At 34.0% G+C, this 15,207-nt stretch carries 15 protein-coding genes; all 15 read right to left on the minus strand.

The features are described from left to right. Positions 1 to 70 precede the first annotated feature (70 nt). The gene (locus IPJ23_13085) at positions 71 to 640 is read right to left on the minus strand and encodes a peptidylprolyl isomerase (GenBank protein MBK7631610.1); all 570 of its coding nucleotides are present in this window, start codon (positions 638 to 640) and stop codon (positions 71 to 73) included. Between the two features lie 8 nt (positions 641 to 648). Then, entirely contained in the window at positions 649 to 1,497 is an 849-nt protein-coding gene (uppP, locus tag IPJ23_13090) for an undecaprenyl-diphosphatase UppP (GenBank protein ID MBK7631611.1), read from the minus strand. 9 nt (positions 1,498 to 1,506) lie between these two features. Continuing rightward, on the minus strand, positions 1,507 to 2,139 hold the full coding sequence (locus IPJ23_13095) for a hypothetical protein (GenBank protein MBK7631612.1): 633 nt from the start codon (positions 2,137 to 2,139) through the stop codon (positions 1,507 to 1,509). Continuing rightward, positions 2,136 to 3,191: a flippase-like domain-containing protein gene (locus IPJ23_13100; protein ID MBK7631613.1), complete on the minus strand. Its 1,056-nt coding sequence runs from the start codon at positions 3,189 to 3,191 to the stop codon at positions 2,136 to 2,138. The genes IPJ23_13095 and IPJ23_13100 overlap by 4 nt, the downstream gene beginning before the upstream one ends. Further along, a complete protein-coding gene (locus IPJ23_13105; GenBank protein ID MBK7631614.1) occupies positions 3,178 to 3,774 on the minus strand; it encodes an outer membrane lipoprotein carrier protein LolA in 597 nt (198 codons plus the stop codon). Before IPJ23_13105 ends, IPJ23_13100 begins: the two co-directional genes overlap by 14 nt. Before the next feature lie 39 nt (positions 3,775 to 3,813). Continuing rightward, positions 3,814 to 6,279, minus strand: a complete 2,466-nt coding sequence (locus IPJ23_13110; protein MBK7631615.1) for a DNA translocase FtsK 4TM domain-containing protein — start codon at positions 6,277 to 6,279, stop codon at positions 3,814 to 3,816. 19 nt (positions 6,280 to 6,298) lie between these two features. Continuing rightward, a complete protein-coding gene (locus IPJ23_13115) occupies positions 6,299 to 7,021 on the minus strand; it encodes a 2-phosphosulfolactate phosphatase (GenBank protein ID MBK7631616.1) in 723 nt (240 codons plus the stop codon). A 10-nt stretch (positions 7,022 to 7,031) separates the two neighbouring features. Further along, positions 7,032 to 8,114 carry a glycine cleavage system aminomethyltransferase GcvT gene (gene gcvT / locus IPJ23_13120; GenBank protein MBK7631617.1) on the minus strand — a complete coding sequence of 361 codons (1,083 nt, stop codon included), beginning with the start codon at positions 8,112 to 8,114 and terminating at the stop codon, positions 7,032 to 7,034. Between the two features lie 26 nt (positions 8,115 to 8,140). Further along, positions 8,141 to 8,788 (minus strand): fructose-6-phosphate aldolase, encoded by a 648-nt coding sequence (gene fsa / locus IPJ23_13125; GenBank protein ID MBK7631618.1) that lies wholly within the window; start codon positions 8,786 to 8,788, stop codon positions 8,141 to 8,143. A 14-nt stretch (positions 8,789 to 8,802) separates the two neighbouring features. Continuing rightward, positions 8,803 to 10,368 carry an Rne/Rng family ribonuclease gene (locus IPJ23_13130; protein MBK7631619.1) on the minus strand — a complete coding sequence of 522 codons (1,566 nt, stop codon included), beginning with the start codon at positions 10,366 to 10,368 and terminating at the stop codon, positions 8,803 to 8,805. A gap of 336 nt (positions 10,369 to 10,704) precedes the next feature. Beyond that, complete coding sequence (gene pnp, locus IPJ23_13135; protein MBK7631620.1) at positions 10,705 to 12,834, minus strand: polyribonucleotide nucleotidyltransferase; 2,130 nt, start codon at positions 12,832 to 12,834, stop codon at positions 10,705 to 10,707. A 9-nt stretch (positions 12,835 to 12,843) separates the two neighbouring features. Then, a complete protein-coding gene (gene rpsO, locus IPJ23_13140; protein MBK7631621.1) occupies positions 12,844 to 13,107 on the minus strand; it encodes a 30S ribosomal protein S15 in 264 nt (87 codons plus the stop codon). Between the two features lie 52 nt (positions 13,108 to 13,159). Continuing rightward, entirely contained in the window at positions 13,160 to 14,098 is a 939-nt protein-coding gene (locus IPJ23_13145) for a bifunctional riboflavin kinase/FAD synthetase (protein ID MBK7631622.1), read from the minus strand. A gap of 54 nt (positions 14,099 to 14,152) precedes the next feature. After that, the gene (gene truB / locus IPJ23_13150) at positions 14,153 to 14,869 is read right to left on the minus strand and encodes a tRNA pseudouridine(55) synthase TruB (protein ID MBK7631623.1); all 717 of its coding nucleotides are present in this window, start codon (positions 14,867 to 14,869) and stop codon (positions 14,153 to 14,155) included. Beyond that, positions 14,832 to 15,206 (minus strand): 30S ribosome-binding factor RbfA, encoded by a 375-nt coding sequence (gene rbfA, locus IPJ23_13155; GenBank protein MBK7631624.1) that lies wholly within the window; start codon positions 15,204 to 15,206, stop codon positions 14,832 to 14,834. The genes truB and rbfA overlap by 38 nt, the downstream gene beginning before the upstream one ends. Position 15,207 lies beyond the last annotated feature (1 nt).

Consider the following 15,207-nt stretch of genomic DNA (forward strand, 5'->3'; position numbering starts at 1 on the left):
ACTTTTTAAAATAAAGATGACATCTATCAAGAAGATGTCACCATTAAAAAATAATTATTACTAATAAAACTTATCTTTTCTCTATAGCAACACTTTCCATAACAACATCTGCATAGGGCCGATCCTGTCCATCTTTTTTTACTCTACCAATCGATTTCACAACGTCCATTCCGTTAATAACCTTACCAAAAATCGTATGATTACCGTTCAACCATTTTGTTGGAGCAAGAGTTATAAAAAATTGACTGCCGTTGGTATTTGGTCCAGCGTTTGCCATTGCAAGTAATCCCTCAGAATCAAATACAAGTTCTTTTACAATTTCATCGTTAAATTTTTTGCCCCAAAAACTTTCACCACCGCGTCCTGTTCCAGTTGGATCGCCGCCTTGAATCATAAAGCCATCAATAACGCGATGAAAAATTACATCTTTATAATATCCTTTGTTAGCAAGCCCAACAAAATTTTCTACAGTTTTTGGAGTTTGTTTTTCGAATAATTCAATTTCAATTGTGCCCATATTTGTTTGGATAACCGCTACTGTTGTACTGTCACTCATTACTTGTGTTTCCTTTTCTTGTGAAAAATTATTTGATGATAAAAATAATCCGATTATTGCCGCAGCAAAAAATAGTTTTTTCATTTAACCTCCTATGGATTTATGATATTTGAATAAATTAAAAATAATATTAAAACTCCGAGTGTTATTCTATAAAAGATAAAAACAAATGTTGAATTCTTTTTTAAAAACTTAAGTAAAAAATCAATTGCTATATAGCCGCTTATTCCGGATACAACTGTTGCTACGATAATACTAACCGCCATATCATAATTTATGAACACTAAAGATTCTTTTAGTTGAAGCATTCCGCTTGCAAGCACAGCAGGCACGCTTAACAAAAAGGAAAATCTTGCAGCTACATCTCTTTTTAATCCTAAAAACAATCCTCCCGTAATTGTCGTACCCGATCTTGATGAGCCGGGAATAAGAGCAACTGCTTGAGCAAGTCCAATTAAGATAGAATCCATCATAGCTATATCTTTAAGATCTTTTTTAAAACGAGCGGTTTTTTCTGCAACGGCAAGAATGATTGCAAGAACTATCAAACTAATTGCGATCACATATAAATTTTTTGTAAACGCCCCTTCAATTGCATCTTTAAAGAATAAACCTATAATCACAATTGGAATTGTCCCTGCAATGATCATCCAACCAAGTTTTGAATTTATTGATTGTTCAGAATATTTTAATCTTTTTTGAAAATTATTTTGCAAGAATTCAGTAAAAATATTCCAGAGATCCTTCCAGAAATAAACAAGTATTGAAACCATAGTTCCAAGTTGGATAACAGCAATAAACGCAGTCCAATGTTCAGGATTTTTATCTGAAATTAATCCCATGAATTTTCCGGCAAGTGTTAAATGCCCTGTGCTGCTGATAGGTAAAAATTCTGTTAATCCCTGAACAACACCAAGAATAATTGCTTCAAATAAACTCAACCAAACTCCTTAAAATTGATATGAAATTCCTAACCTAATGCCAAATGAGAGAGAACTAAAATTAACGTTTCCAATAGTGTTACCAGTAGCACTCTCATCTGGTTTACCTAATACATCATAACGAATATCTGCTCCGATATGAGCGAATACATCTTGAGCAATTGCTGTGTTTCCTGCTGCACGCAGTATAAAACCATAGCCAACTGACGATTTATTCTCATCAAACTGTCCCGGTCGCTTTTCAGTAATTGATAATAATCTTAAGCCTGCACCGCCGCCAAATTTAAAATTGTATCCCTTGCCAACTATTACATAATTATATAATAGAGAAGGCATTATTACTGCGTAACTTAAATCATAAGTTCCATTATCTTGAGAATAATTATATGAGTTAAGCAAGTAACTCAGCTCAAGCTCTAATTGGCTGTCGTCTCCAATCATTCGCCCGTACGCACCAGAAAAATTTACAGCTGAACTAAAGTCACTAAGCCTATCAGGAGAATAATTAAGTTCAAGAAAATCTTTTAGTGAGGGGACGCTAATAAAATCAATTCCCATTGAAGCTCTAATTTCATTCTGTTTTTGTGCATAAGAAAACATTGAAATGATAATTACAAAAAATGGTATTAATATTTTTTTCATACTTCCCTTATTTCTGATTCAACAACATCAAATAAATTTTCTTTTTGCTTGTTAACTATAAAAAACATTATTAATGCTGTAACAATAAATAAAATGTAACCAATTATATGTGTTAAAAATGCATATGCAACGCTTATGGTTTCAGCAAATCCAAAAATTAAAACTAAGGTGGATTTTGCTAATGTATGATAAGAACCTGTGCTGCCGGGCGTTGGAATTATAACACCAATTGCGCTAATACTCATTATTATCCAGCCCATCCCAAATGTAATTGGTTGTATGTTTTGCATATCAAGCATTAATAAACCTACATAAGAACCAAAAGCATATAAAACTATAATTGCAACAGTCCAAAATATTGTCCAAAAATAGTTTTTAGATCCCTTTAAACTTGCAAAACCTTCTGCAAGCATAGTAAAGATGTAGGCAATTCTTTCAGCAAATTTGTGTGATATTTTTCCAACAAATTTTAAAATAATTTTAGAAAATTTTTCTTTTGATTTTAATATCAACGAAAGCAAAACGATAGATAAAACTATAACTGCACCCATGATGTACAGAGAAGAAATAAGCCAGGGAAATTTTTCAGAAAGGCTTACACTTGTAAGAAAAAGTGCAACAATAATAGAACCGCCCATTGAAATGATATCAATTATTCTTTCAAGAATAACTGTTCCAAACATTGATGAGCGCGATAATCCTTCCCACTTTCCGATTAATACAGCGCGAGTAACTTCGCCAAGTTTTGGAGTAACACAGTTAACTCCGTATCCAACCATTAGAGAACCAAAAAGATTTTTCATTGATGTGTTTGGCTTAACGGAATTAAGGATGTATTTCCATCTAATGGCGCGAAAATAATGGCCAAGCATCGTAACTACAATAAAAATAAAAACCCAGAGCAAGTTTGCGTGTGATACAATCGTTAGAACTTCGCTAAAATCAACATTATAAAAAGCGATATATAAAAAGACAACCGCAAGAATGATTGAAACACCATAATTAACGATAACACCAATTCTGCCAAATTTACTTTTCTTATCTGAGGTCAACTACTGTTGTTCCTTCCGGCGCTGTAAATGAAAACATTGTATCGGATATATTTTGATTGAGTTTATAATTTGAAAATGATACTTCCATCGTTCCGGTTGCTACATTTGTGATTACCGCTTTATCGATCAAGTTTTCTTTTGTGATATAAAGCTTTACTTCTCCAAGATTATTTTTATTTGATTTTGGTTTTAAATTTAAAATCTGTTTACTCCCTTGAGATGATAAACTTAAAACACATTCGGACGGATATTGATAAACGAGATAATTTATTGATAGCAATCCAGATCCTGCTTCATCATAATCACTAATAATTAATTTTTTGTTTTTCTTGTTATAATTCCACGAGGTTTCTCCATCGGCCACAATGGTTTGATCTCCAAATTCAATTCTAAGGTTGTTTTCTTTTTTAAAATACATTGTTCCGGTAAGATTTGATTTGCCGTTAGATTTCTGAGATACCTTAGCAGTAAGATCGGTAATAGAATCAAATTTATTTTGCAGTGATTTTAAAACTGATTCCGCGCTTTGACTAAATGCAAAAGTTGAATAGCAAAGCATTATTAAACTCAAAATAGTTTTCATTTAAAACTCTAATTATTTAAAAATAGTTTAACGTTTGGACTACAGATTGCGCAGAATTGTTTCAAGCTGTTCTTCGTTTTCTACAAGAACTGAGCGCGCTTTACTGCCATCATTTGGACCAACAATTCCGGCTTCCTCAAGCTGATCCACAATTCTTGCAGCACGTGAGTAACCAAGTTTTAATCTGCGCTGCAACAAAGAAACAGAACCCTGTTGATGACGCACAATTACTTTTGCCGCATCTTCAAACATCGGATCTAAATCAGATGAAACGCCGCTTGAAGTTTCTTTTTTCTTATCATATAAAGAAGGCAAAAAATATGGCTTAGAATAAGATGGCTGTGCATAAACAAAGTTTGTTATTTTTTCAACTTCATCGGTTGAGATAAAAGCATTTTGTACACGAATCGGTTTGGGCGAGCCTGTTGGAAGGAAAAGCATATCGCCTCTTCCAAGAAGTTGTTCTGCACCATTCATATCGAGTATTGTACGTGAATCAATTTTTGTTGCAACTTGATAAGCAATTCTTGAACTGAAGTTTGCTTTGATAACTCCTGTTATAACATTTACTGATGGACGTTGCGTTGCAAGGACAAGATGAATCCCAACTGCACGCGCAAGTTGTGCTAATCTTGTAATTGGCTCTTCAACCTCTTTGCCTGCTGTTATCATTAAATCTGCAAGCTCATCCACAATTACAATTATGTATGGAATAGGATGATGTTTTATCTTATCAGTATCATGCGGTCTGGTTTTGGGATCTTTTACTTTTTTATTGTAATCAACAATGTTACGTACACCAGCTTTTGCAAGTTTATCGTAACGTCTTTCCATTTCGTATTCAGCACTCTTTAATGCTAAGATTGCGTTTTGCGGATTTGTAATTATCTCTTCATCCAAATCCGGAGAAACAGCTAAATAATGTTTGCGCAGTTTGTTATAAAAAGATAGTTCAATCTTTTTGGGATCAACCATTACGAACTTTACTTCTGAAGGATGCTTTGTGTAAAGCAGGCTGCTAACTATCATATTTATTCCAACACTTTTCCCGGAACCGGTTGATCCGGCAATAAGCAAGTGCGGCATTTTTGCAAGATCAGCAACATAAACATCACCACTAATTGTTTTACCAAGTGCAAGCGGCAACTCTGCATCAGATTCATTAATTCTTCCGAGAACAGCGCGAGCGTTTACAAGTGATGCAATTGCATTTGGAATTTCTACACCAATTGCGCCTTTACCCGGAATTGGTGCGATAATACGGATTCCACGTGCAGCAAGCGCGAGAGCGATATCATTTTCTAATCCAACTATCTTACTGATTTTAACACCTGGCGCAGGAACAATTTCATATAACGTAACTACCGGCCCTGGAGTAACAGAAATATCTTTAATTTCAATATCAAAAAGTTTTAATTTTTCTTTTAGCAGTCCAGCATTGTTTGTTAGTTCTTCTTCTGCAACTTGATAGTTTTCTTCCGGTGCAGCATCAAGCAAATCAAGACCCGGCATTTTATAATCAATCTTTTCTTCCCATTGATTTGGAAGTTTTTGTTCTTCTTCCGCTTCAGTTTTTTCTTTTCTTTCAGGAAGTTCGCCGGTTTTCTCTATATTAACTTTTTTTACTTCTTCATTGAGCACTTCATTTTCAGCAGCGGAAACCGGAACATCATCTTTACGAATAATTCTAATGCGTGTTTGTTCTTCAGTTTCTTTTTCCATCAGTTCGGCGGCAGATAGTTCTTCAGCCGTTGTTTTTTCCTTCTTTTTCTTTTTATCGCCACTTAGTTTTTTAATTTTTTCAAGCTTTTCTTTTGAATCAACTGCATCGTTTTCTTTTTTATCCTCTTCTTCTGTCTCTCCATCACTAAATGAAAATACATTTTTAAGGAAATGAAGCATGTTTTTAATATCAACATCAAGTGCAAAAATCAATAGCGTTACAAAGCCAAACCCAAGAACTAAAATACCTCCAATACCACCAATCAATCCGCTTAAAAAATTACCAAGATGACCACCAATAAACCCAGAAAGTTCATATGTGTCTGAGAGAATACCATAATTAACCCGCAGCACACCAAAAAATGCAGCTGCAATAATTGAACCGAGTAATAAGAAATTTGAAACGTGCAAACGAAATTTGAAATCGATTTTTTTGAAGAATGAAATTCCCCATAAAAAAAGTACGATAGGAATTGTTATAGAAAAGTATCCCAGAGTAGCTTTTACAAGAAAGACTGATAAATGAGCACCTGTTACTCCAAGCCAGTTTTGAATATCAATTTTTTTATCAAAAGAAGTAAAAAAATCTGAAAAAAAAGTTGTGAGGCTAGCTTCGTCTCTTCTATCGAATGTAACTACACTTAAAAAAAGAATAACAGAAATAATCAGAAGGAATATTCCAAATATCTGCTTTTTATTTTCGGGCGTTAAAATAAAATAGTTTTTGGTTGAACTACTCTTTCCGTTTTTTTCTTTAACGCTTTTTTTCTTTTTAAGTGCCATTAGAATTTTTTAATTAGACTTACTTTAGTTTTTTCATAACGCCATTGGCATAAGCAGGAATTTCATCAAGCAGATCAATCGAACTGCAATATTCAAGATCTGCTTCAAATCCGTTTTCTAAAAGAATTTTTCCATGATCTGATTCGCGCATCATTTTTATCAAGTTATCTCCGTATTTTTCATACAAAGTTAACACAGCAGCACCAGAATCATTTAAATAAGAATCTGATTTAACTTTACTAATTTTTGATATAAGCATTCCTGCGCAAACAGAATCTTCAATTGAGAAATAATTATTTCTTCCGGCACAAACAATTTCAACATCTGTATTTAATGTTATAAGATGTTTTGCAATTGCGCTGATATTTAGAAAAGAGCACGTATATAAATTTTCCGAGTACTTTGCTTTTGCAATTGATTTGGTTCCATTTGTTGTAAAGAAAACTATTGTTTTACCTTCAACAACATCTTTAGAATATTCAAAAGGTGAATTACCAAGTGCAAATCCTTCAATCTTTTTAGTGTTTCTCTCACCTCCGAGTAATATTTGCCCGCCAAACATTCCGCCGGAAACTTTAACAGCAAACTCAACACTGGCAACAGGAACAACTTCTTTTGCGCCGTTATTAATTGCTGTTACTATAGTAGATGTTGCACGAAGCACATCAATTACAACAGTAGTTTTACTAGTAAAGTAAAGCTCGTCAACAATTACCGGTGAAAGAAAAACATTTAATTTCATATAAATAATTTTATCTTGTTACAAATGGTAGTCTTACAACTTTTGCAGCAGATTCTTTGCCTCTGATCTGAAAGTTAACATAGGATCCAACATCAGCGTGCTCTATATCGACATAACCAAGGGCAATCGGCTTATCAAGCATTGGACTAACCGTGCCGCTGGTTACAACACCAATTTTATTATTATTAATTGAAATATCATAACCATGTCTGGGAAATATTTTTTCATCTGAAATGATTGCAACCAGTTTTCTGGTTAACCCATTTTCTTTAAACTTTAATAAAGATTCTTTACCAATAAATTTTGGTTGTGCAAGTTTTGTAATCCATCCTAATCCTGCTTCTAAGGGATTTGTAGTCTGATCAATATCGTTACCGTACAAGCAAAAACCCATTTCTAATCTTAAAGAATCTCTTGCAGCTAATCCTACAGGTTGAATATCAAATTCTTTTCCAGCTTCAAATATCTTATCCCATAATTCTAACGCTGTTTTTTCATCACCTTTAAAATAAAGTTCGTAGCCTAGTTCGCCAGTATAACCGGTTCTTGATATTAACATATCAACACCGGCTAGATTTAATTTTGTAAAATGATAGTATTCAAGTGTTATTTTTGTATCAGTTAACTTTTGTAAAGTCTTTTGAGAAAATGGACCTTGAACGGCAAGTAAGGAATATTCATCACTTAAATTGGTTAGTTCAACATCAAAGTTGTTATTCAGTTGCATCCATTCAAAATCCTTGTCTATGTTTGATGCATTTATAACAAGCATAAATTCATCGTCAGATATTCTGTAAACAAGCAAATCATCAACAATGCCGCCGTCTTCATAGCACATTGCGGAATATTGTACACGACCCGGAAAAAGTTTTGAAGCGTCATTAATTGTGATGTGCTGAACAAAATCCAAAGCAAGCTTACCTCTAACAAAAACTTCACCCATGTGTGATACATCAAAAACGCCAACTGAATTTCTGACAGCTTTATGTTCTGCAATTATTGAAGAATATTGAATCGGCATTTCGAATCCTGCAAACTCAACAATTTTAGCTCCTAAGTTTTTATGAGCGTTATAAAATTTCGTACGTTTCATAATTTTTTCCGTATAGTATTAAAGATTTATTTGCTTTGAGTTTTTTTCCAATCACTTAAGAATTTTTCTAATCCTAAATCTGTAAGAGGATGGTTAAACAATTTATCAATTACAGGAAATGGCATTGTACAAACATCAGCACCCATTAAAGCAGCTTCAACAAGATGTAGTGGATGTCTTATACTTGCAACAAGAACTTCTGTTTTGTAATCATAATTTTTATAAATCTGAACGATCTGAGCGATTAAATCCATGCCATTAGTACTAATATCATCAAGCCTGCCGACAAATGGGCTGATATAAGTTGCACCAGCTTTAGCAGCAAGTAATGCCTGCGATGCAGAAAAACAGAGCGTTACATTTGTTTTGATATTTTCTGAAGTTAAAGTACGAACGGCTTTTAATCCTTCTTTAATTAAAGGAACTTTAACCACAATATTTTTATGGATTTTTGCAAGATCGTATGCTTCCTTTAAGATCCCCTCATAATCCGTGGAAATAACTTCAGCGCTAACGGGGCCATCAACGATTGCTAATATTTCATCAAGTAATTTTCTAAAATCTTTTCCTTCTTTTGAAACAAGTGAAGGATTGGTTGTAACTCCATCAAGAATACCAAGTGTGGCTGCTTCTTTTATTTCATTTATGTTTGCTGTATCGATAAAAAATTTCACAGTGTATCTCCGATTTATTTAAACTTTTCTGTTAAATCAACACCCTTTTTCTTTGAGTAGAACCTAAACTTGCCCATTGGGATGGATGTGTCTTCCTCAATACGCAATCTAACCAAATATTTAAACTGAATTTTTGTAAATTTTTTGTCCTGCAATCTGCTTGCATCAGATGGGTGACATTTAACAATTAAACTAAATCCTCCAAAAAACTTCCTAAATCTCTTTAACCAATCTTCAATATCGTAAACAAGATGAGATTCTTTTGTCATAAATCCAGATCCACCGCAAACAGGACAAACATCTTTCATTGCCTGATTAATGTTTTGGCGAATTCTCTGTCTGGTAATTTGCACCAATCCAAAATCACTCATTGGCAGCACAGAAACTTTAGAACGATCTCTGCGAAATTCTTTTTTTAATTCGTCGTAAATCTTTTTTCTATTTTTATCTTCTTCAAGATCTATAAAATCTATAACGATAATTCCACCAATATCTCTTAAACGTAATTGTCTTGCTATTTCACGGGCAGCTTCAAGATCAGTTTTGAGTGAATTAAGTTCTTGCTCTTTGCTTTTAGCGTAACGTCCACTATTAACATCAATAACAACCATGGCTTCAGTGTGTTCAATGATAAGATAACCACCGCTTGGCAGTAAAACTTTTCTGCCCATCAATGTTTTTATTTGTTCTTCAATTTTAAATTCATCAAAAATTGACGAAGAGGATTTATAGAGATCGATCTTTTCTAATAAACCTGGCTGAACTAACTGAACATAACTTTTTATTTGCTTATATAGTTTTTTTGAATCAACAAATACTTTGGAAACATCCGGTGTTAGCAGATCGCGTATAACACTATCAGTTGTACTCATATCCTGATGCACAATTGATGGCGGCTCCTCACTTTTGGCGGCAGCTTCAATTGTCTTCCATGTTTTTACAAGATTTGTTAAATCATCTTTAACTGCATCTTCGGTTTGATCTTTTGCAACAGTACGGATAATGAGGCCATAATTTGTAGGTAAAATTCCCCGCGCAATATTCCTTAATCTTCTTCGCTCTTTATAATCATATATTTTTTTCGAGATGCCAATTTTGTTATCGAAAGGAAGTAGTACACAAAACCTACCCGGAAGCGAAACTGAAGAAGTAACCCTTACCCCTTTATTACTAACCGGCTCTTTGGTTATCTGAACAAGAATTTCTTCTCCCTTACGTAGTTTGGTTATAACCGGTGTGGGCGGTGGAGCTAATGTTCCGTTACCGTTGGTACGATTTGATTTTAAATCTTCATCATCAGAATCATCAACGTCGGAATCCTCATCGCCTAACATATCCTGAAATTGTTTTGTGCGATCACCAATATCAGAAAAGTGGAGGAATGCGTCATGCTTCATTCCGATATCAATAAAAGCGGCTCTTATTCCCGGAAGTACGCGCGCAACTCTTCCAAGATAAATATCCCCAACCATTCTCCTGTTTTCAGGATAATCAACAAAAAAGTCGGCTAAATTTCCATCTTCCGTAATCGCAACACGCGTCTGGTTGGAAGATGAATTTATTATAATTTCTTTTATCATAAATAAAAAACTCTCTGTATGAAATAAAATATTTCATTAATAAAAACTGTTGGTACTCTAATTTGAGCAAAGGAATGCTCAGAGTGCGGTAATATCCTTCTCTGTGAACTAACAGCAAAGGCCGAGTTGTGAAACTCCTAAAAAAATATATTAATGCTATCAGCATTAAAATCCTTTAAAAATCTTTATGTGGGCAAATAACTTACTTTAGCTAATTATCCTAAAATCATGTCAGTCTGAGCTTGTCGAAGACTGACTTAATATTAAGTATTGTCACACTTCGACAAGCTCAGTGTGACATTAAAAAATTACTAATTCAAATTACGATTTACGTAACTAATTAGTTGATTGCTCTGCTGGAGGGTTGTTTTTAGCTTCTTTTTCAGCAGCTTCAGTTAATAACTTTCTTCTGCTTAAAGAGAATTTGCCGCCTTCAACTTTAAGAAGTTTAACGGTTATTTTATCTCCAACTTTCAGGTAATCAGAAACCTTATTTACGCGCTTGTTATCAATTTCAGAAATATGCAGTAATCCTTCTTTACCGGGAAGAATTTCTACAAAAGCACCAAAATCAGCAATCTTTGTAACAACACCATCATAAACTTCTCCGACTTCCGGAGTAGCAGTTAATTTTTTGATGTACTCTTTTGCCTGTTGTGCGTTTTCTTTATTTGGTGAAGCAATGTGTATTGTTCCATCATCTTCGATATTTATATCAACACCAAATAATCTTTGCATTCCTTGAATTGTTTTTCCACCAGGTCCAATGATTAATCCAATCTGATCAGTTGCAACATTCATGGTTATTAATCTTGGAGCATACTGTGATAATGAATCTTTTGGTTTGCTGATTGCTTCATTCATCTTACCTAGAATATGCATTCTTCCTTCTTTTGCCTGATGAAGGGCTTTCTCCATAATTTCAAAAGAGATTCCCTGAATTTTAATATCCATCTGGAATCCGGTTATACCATCACTTGTACCAGCAACTTTGAAATCCATATCACCAAGGTGGTCTTCATTTCCAAGTATATCTGATAGAACAGCATAATCATTTCCTTCTTTAACCAATCCCATTGCAATTCCGGAAACTGCTTTTGTAATTGGAACACCTGCATCCATCATTGCAAGCGAACCTGCACAAACAGTTGCCATTGATGATGAACCATTTGATTCAAGTATATCAGAAATAATTCGTACCGTATATGGGAATACATCATCGGTTGGTAATACTTGTCTTAAAGATCTTTCCGCAAGATTGCCATGACCGATTTCTCTTCTGCCAACGCCTGTCATTCTACCAACTTCACCCACACTAAATGGTGGGAAATAATATTGAAGGTAGAATTTCTTGCTGTACTCTTCCAACAGACCATCAACAGTCTGTTCATCGCTTTTTGTGCCAAGTGTAATATTAGTTAAGCTTTGTGTTTCACCGCGTGTAAATAATGCTGAGCCGTGTGTCCTTGGTAAATTTCCAAGTTCAATTGTTATTGGGCGGACTTGAGTTGTATTTCTTCCATCAAGACGAATACCTTCTTTTAAAATTCTTTCACGCATAAGATCTTTTTCTAAATCGTGAAGAATTTCGCCAATAACTTTTTCTTGCTCAGGATATTTTTCTGTAAGTGCTTGTTTTACAGATTGAGAAAGTTCTTTGTTTTTTGCAGATCTTTCTTCCTTTGCAAGAATCGAATAAACAATTTCCTTAAACTTTGCTTCAGCCAAACCATAAACATCTTTTTTAAGATCAGCATCAATTGTTGGTTCAGCAACAATCCATTTGGTTTTTCCTGCTTCTGCTTTTAATTGATTTTGAACATCAACAATTTTTTTGATTTCAACTTGCGCAAATTTTAAAGCATCAAGTAAATCCTGTTCGCTAACTTCTTTCGAATCACCTTCAACCATCATTATAGAATCAGCAGTACCTGCAACAATAAGTTCAATATCACTTAATTTAATTTGTTCGTGAGTTGGATTAACTACAAGCTCACCGCCAACTCTTCCAACTCTTACTTCGCCCATCGGACCATCAAACGGAATATCTGAAATAGCGAGTGCCGCAGAAGCACCGCAAGCCGCTAATACATCCGGATCATTTTCACCATCATAAGAAACAACCATTGCAACAACCTGAGTTTCATTTTTAAAACTTGGGGGGAATAACGGTCTGATTGGTCTATCGCATAACCTTGAACTTAAGATTTCTTTTTCAGTTGGTCTTCCTTCGCGTTTTATATATCCGCCTGGAAATTTTCCTGCAGCAGAAGTCCTTTCACGATATTCAACCTGTAATGGAAAATAATCTAATCCTTCTTTCGCTTCAGTAGCAGCAACTGCTGTAACCAACACCATTGTATCTCCGTAACGGACCATAACAGATCCGTTAGCTTGCTTTGCATATTTTCCTGTTTCTATCGAAAATAATTTTCCACCTATTTCAACTTCTTTCTTAATAACCATATTTCAACCTTACTTTCTTATGTTCAATTCTTTGATTATCGCTCTGTATCGTGCAATATCATTTTTTATTAAATAATCGAGAAGTCTTCTTCTCTTACCAACCATCATCATCAATCCTCTTCTTGAGTGATGGTCCTTTTTGTGAGCATCAAAGTGCGAAGTAAGATCGTTGATTCTTTTTGTAAGTAGTGCAATCTGCACTTCAGATTTTCCTGAATCATTTGAATCTTTTCCGAATTTTGAGATGATCTCAAGTTTTTCTTCTTTTGTCATTTTAACTATCCTTTAATTTATTTGTACGATATAATTCCAGAACCAACCGGAATCAATTATTTAGTTCATTAAAAATTTTTAATCCGTTTTCTTTGTCTTTATTCATTTGGTTGATTAAATCCTCAGCTGAATTAAACTTCTCTTCGCCACGAAGACGATCAATCAATTCTATCGTTACAGTTTCACCATAAATTTCACGATCGAAATTGTAGATATAAACTTCTGTAACAAGTTCGCCTGCATTATAAAATGTTGGGCGATTACCAATACTTAAAAGTCCAATATGTTTTTCATTTTCTAAAAGGACTCTAACAGCATAAATACCAATTGCAGGTAATAATTTTTCCTGCGATGATAACTTTATATTTGCTGTTGGATAACCAAGTTCTCTTCCCCTTTTATCGCCTCCAACCACCGTTCCACTGAACGAATAATTTCTTCCGAGTAAAGTGTTAGCTTTTTTAAGATTACCTTCGCTAATTGCGTTTCTAATTTTTGTACTGCTAACAATTTCATTATTGATATAAAAAGCATCAACAGTTGTGACAGAAAAATTTTCTTTTTCCCCAATTTTTTTTAACAGTTCAACGTTTCCGCTTCTTCCTTTTCCAAAATGATGATCGTGTCCTAGAACAATTTCCGTTAAACCAATTCCATTTATTAAATAATCATAAATAAATTGTTCTGCCGTAAGCGATGCAAATTCTTTAGTAAATTTTATTGTTAAAAAGTTTTCAACACCACGTTTTTCAAGAAGAGTTTTTCTTTCTTCCTGTGTGGTTAACATTTTAACATTATTGCCCTCAATCAACACTGTTCTTGGATGGGGGTGAAATGTGATAACAACATTTCTGCAGCCCTTTTCTTTTGAACAGCTTGCCAATTTATCAATGATCTTTAAATGACCGGGATGAATCCCATCAAACGTGCCAAGTGTAAGAATAGTATTTTTATTCTTCGTTAAATCTTTAATACTATCAAAAACTTGCATCTATAACTTTATCACTCTTACTTTTAAATACTTTATAACTAATAATTTATAAAATCAAGTGATTTCCTGATTTTGAACTTCATTAAATTCTGCTGTAAACTCATCCAGATTAAAAGCATCCTCAACTTTATAATCACCAATTTCTGTTCTTCGCAGCAAACTTAAAACGCCACCGCAACCGAGTTCTTTTCCAAAATCATCCGCAATAACTCTAATGTAAGTTCCTTTAGAACAAGCTATTTCAAAATGAAGATTCGGCAAGTCAAACTTAGTAATCTCAAATGATAATATTTCTACTTGTCTCGGTAGACGTTCAACTTCTTTACCTTCTCGTGCAATCTTATAAAGGCGTTTACCTTTATGTTTTAGTGCCGAAAACATTGGCGGAATTTGTTTAATATTTCCTAAGAACTTATTTCGGACAGAAAGAATTTTTTCTTCATCCAAATCGTTCGGTAAAACTGTTTCTGTAATCTCACTTGCCAAATCCATTGAAGGAGAAGCTTTACCAAGAGTAATTATCCCGGTATATTTTTTTCTTTGCGCCTGATATTCGGAAATCTCTTTTGTTTTTTTTCCAGTGCAAACAATCAATAAACCTGTCGCAAGCGGATCAAGAGTCCCTGCATGCCCAACTTTTTTAACTTTAGTTAATCTTCTAATTCGACTGACAACATTAAACGAAGTCCAGTTTACAGGTTTATCGATTAACAAAACCTGACCGGACAAATAATCAAGAGTCTGAGGATCCTTCGTTTGTTTTGTTATCATCATCTTCGTGAATTTTCTTAATCAATCCTTCAATCTTTTCAACGTAATCAAGAGTATCATCAATAAAAAACTTAAGCTCGGGTATAAATTTAATTCTTATTCGGTGCGCTAATTCTGATCTTATAAATCCTTTTTTATCTTCAATCCTACTAAGAACAAGTTCTCTTTTTTCTTTTTCAAAAACAGATAAATATATTTTTGCAAGTTTAAGATCGGGACTTACTCTTACATTTGTAATCGTTATAAAACCAAGATCAACATGAGAAAGCTTATGCAAAAATATAAGACTGATCTCTTGTTTAATAAGATGTTCAACTTTATCGATTCTATAAGACATT

It is taken from the genome of Ignavibacteriales bacterium, from assembly GCA_016709765.1.
Taxonomy (GTDB): domain Bacteria; phylum Bacteroidota; class Ignavibacteria; order Ignavibacteriales; family Ignavibacteriaceae; genus IGN3.

Excerpts from the sequence above, each read along its gene's own strand:
- IPJ23_13085 (MBK7631610.1), bottom strand. The coding sequence starts at position 640 with ATGAAAAAACTATTTTTTGCTGCGGCAATAATCGGATTATTTTTATCA.
- IPJ23_13095 (MBK7631612.1), bottom strand. The coding sequence starts at position 2,139 with ATGAAAAAAATATTAATACCATTTTTTGTAATTATCATTTCAATGTTT.
- IPJ23_13105 (MBK7631614.1), bottom strand. The coding sequence starts at position 3,774 with ATGAAAACTATTTTGAGTTTAATAATGCTTTGCTATTCAACTTTTGCA.
- IPJ23_13110 (MBK7631615.1), bottom strand. The coding sequence starts at position 6,279 with ATGGCACTTAAAAAGAAAAAAAGCGTTAAAGAAAAAAACGGAAAGAGT.
- IPJ23_13115 (MBK7631616.1), bottom strand. The coding sequence starts at position 7,021 with ATGAAATTAAATGTTTTTCTTTCACCGGTAATTGTTGACGAGCTTTAC.
- gcvT (MBK7631617.1), bottom strand. The coding sequence starts at position 8,114 with ATGAAACGTACGAAATTTTATAACGCTCATAAAAACTTAGGAGCTAAA.
- IPJ23_13130 (MBK7631619.1), bottom strand. The coding sequence starts at position 10,368 with ATGATAAAAGAAATTATAATAAATTCATCTTCCAACCAGACGCGTGTT.
- pnp (MBK7631620.1), bottom strand. The coding sequence starts at position 12,834 with ATGGTTATTAAGAAAGAAGTTGAAATAGGTGGAAAATTATTTTCGATA.
- rpsO (MBK7631621.1), bottom strand. The coding sequence starts at position 13,107 with ATGACAAAAGAAGAAAAACTTGAGATCATCTCAAAATTCGGAAAAGAT.
- IPJ23_13145 (MBK7631622.1), bottom strand. The coding sequence starts at position 14,098 with ATGCAAGTTTTTGATAGTATTAAAGATTTAACGAAGAATAAAAATACT.
- truB (MBK7631623.1), bottom strand. The coding sequence starts at position 14,869 with ATGATAACAAAACAAACGAAGGATCCTCAGACTCTTGATTATTTGTCC.
- rbfA (MBK7631624.1), bottom strand. The coding sequence starts at position 15,206 with ATGTCTTATAGAATCGATAAAGTTGAACATCTTATTAAACAAGAGATC.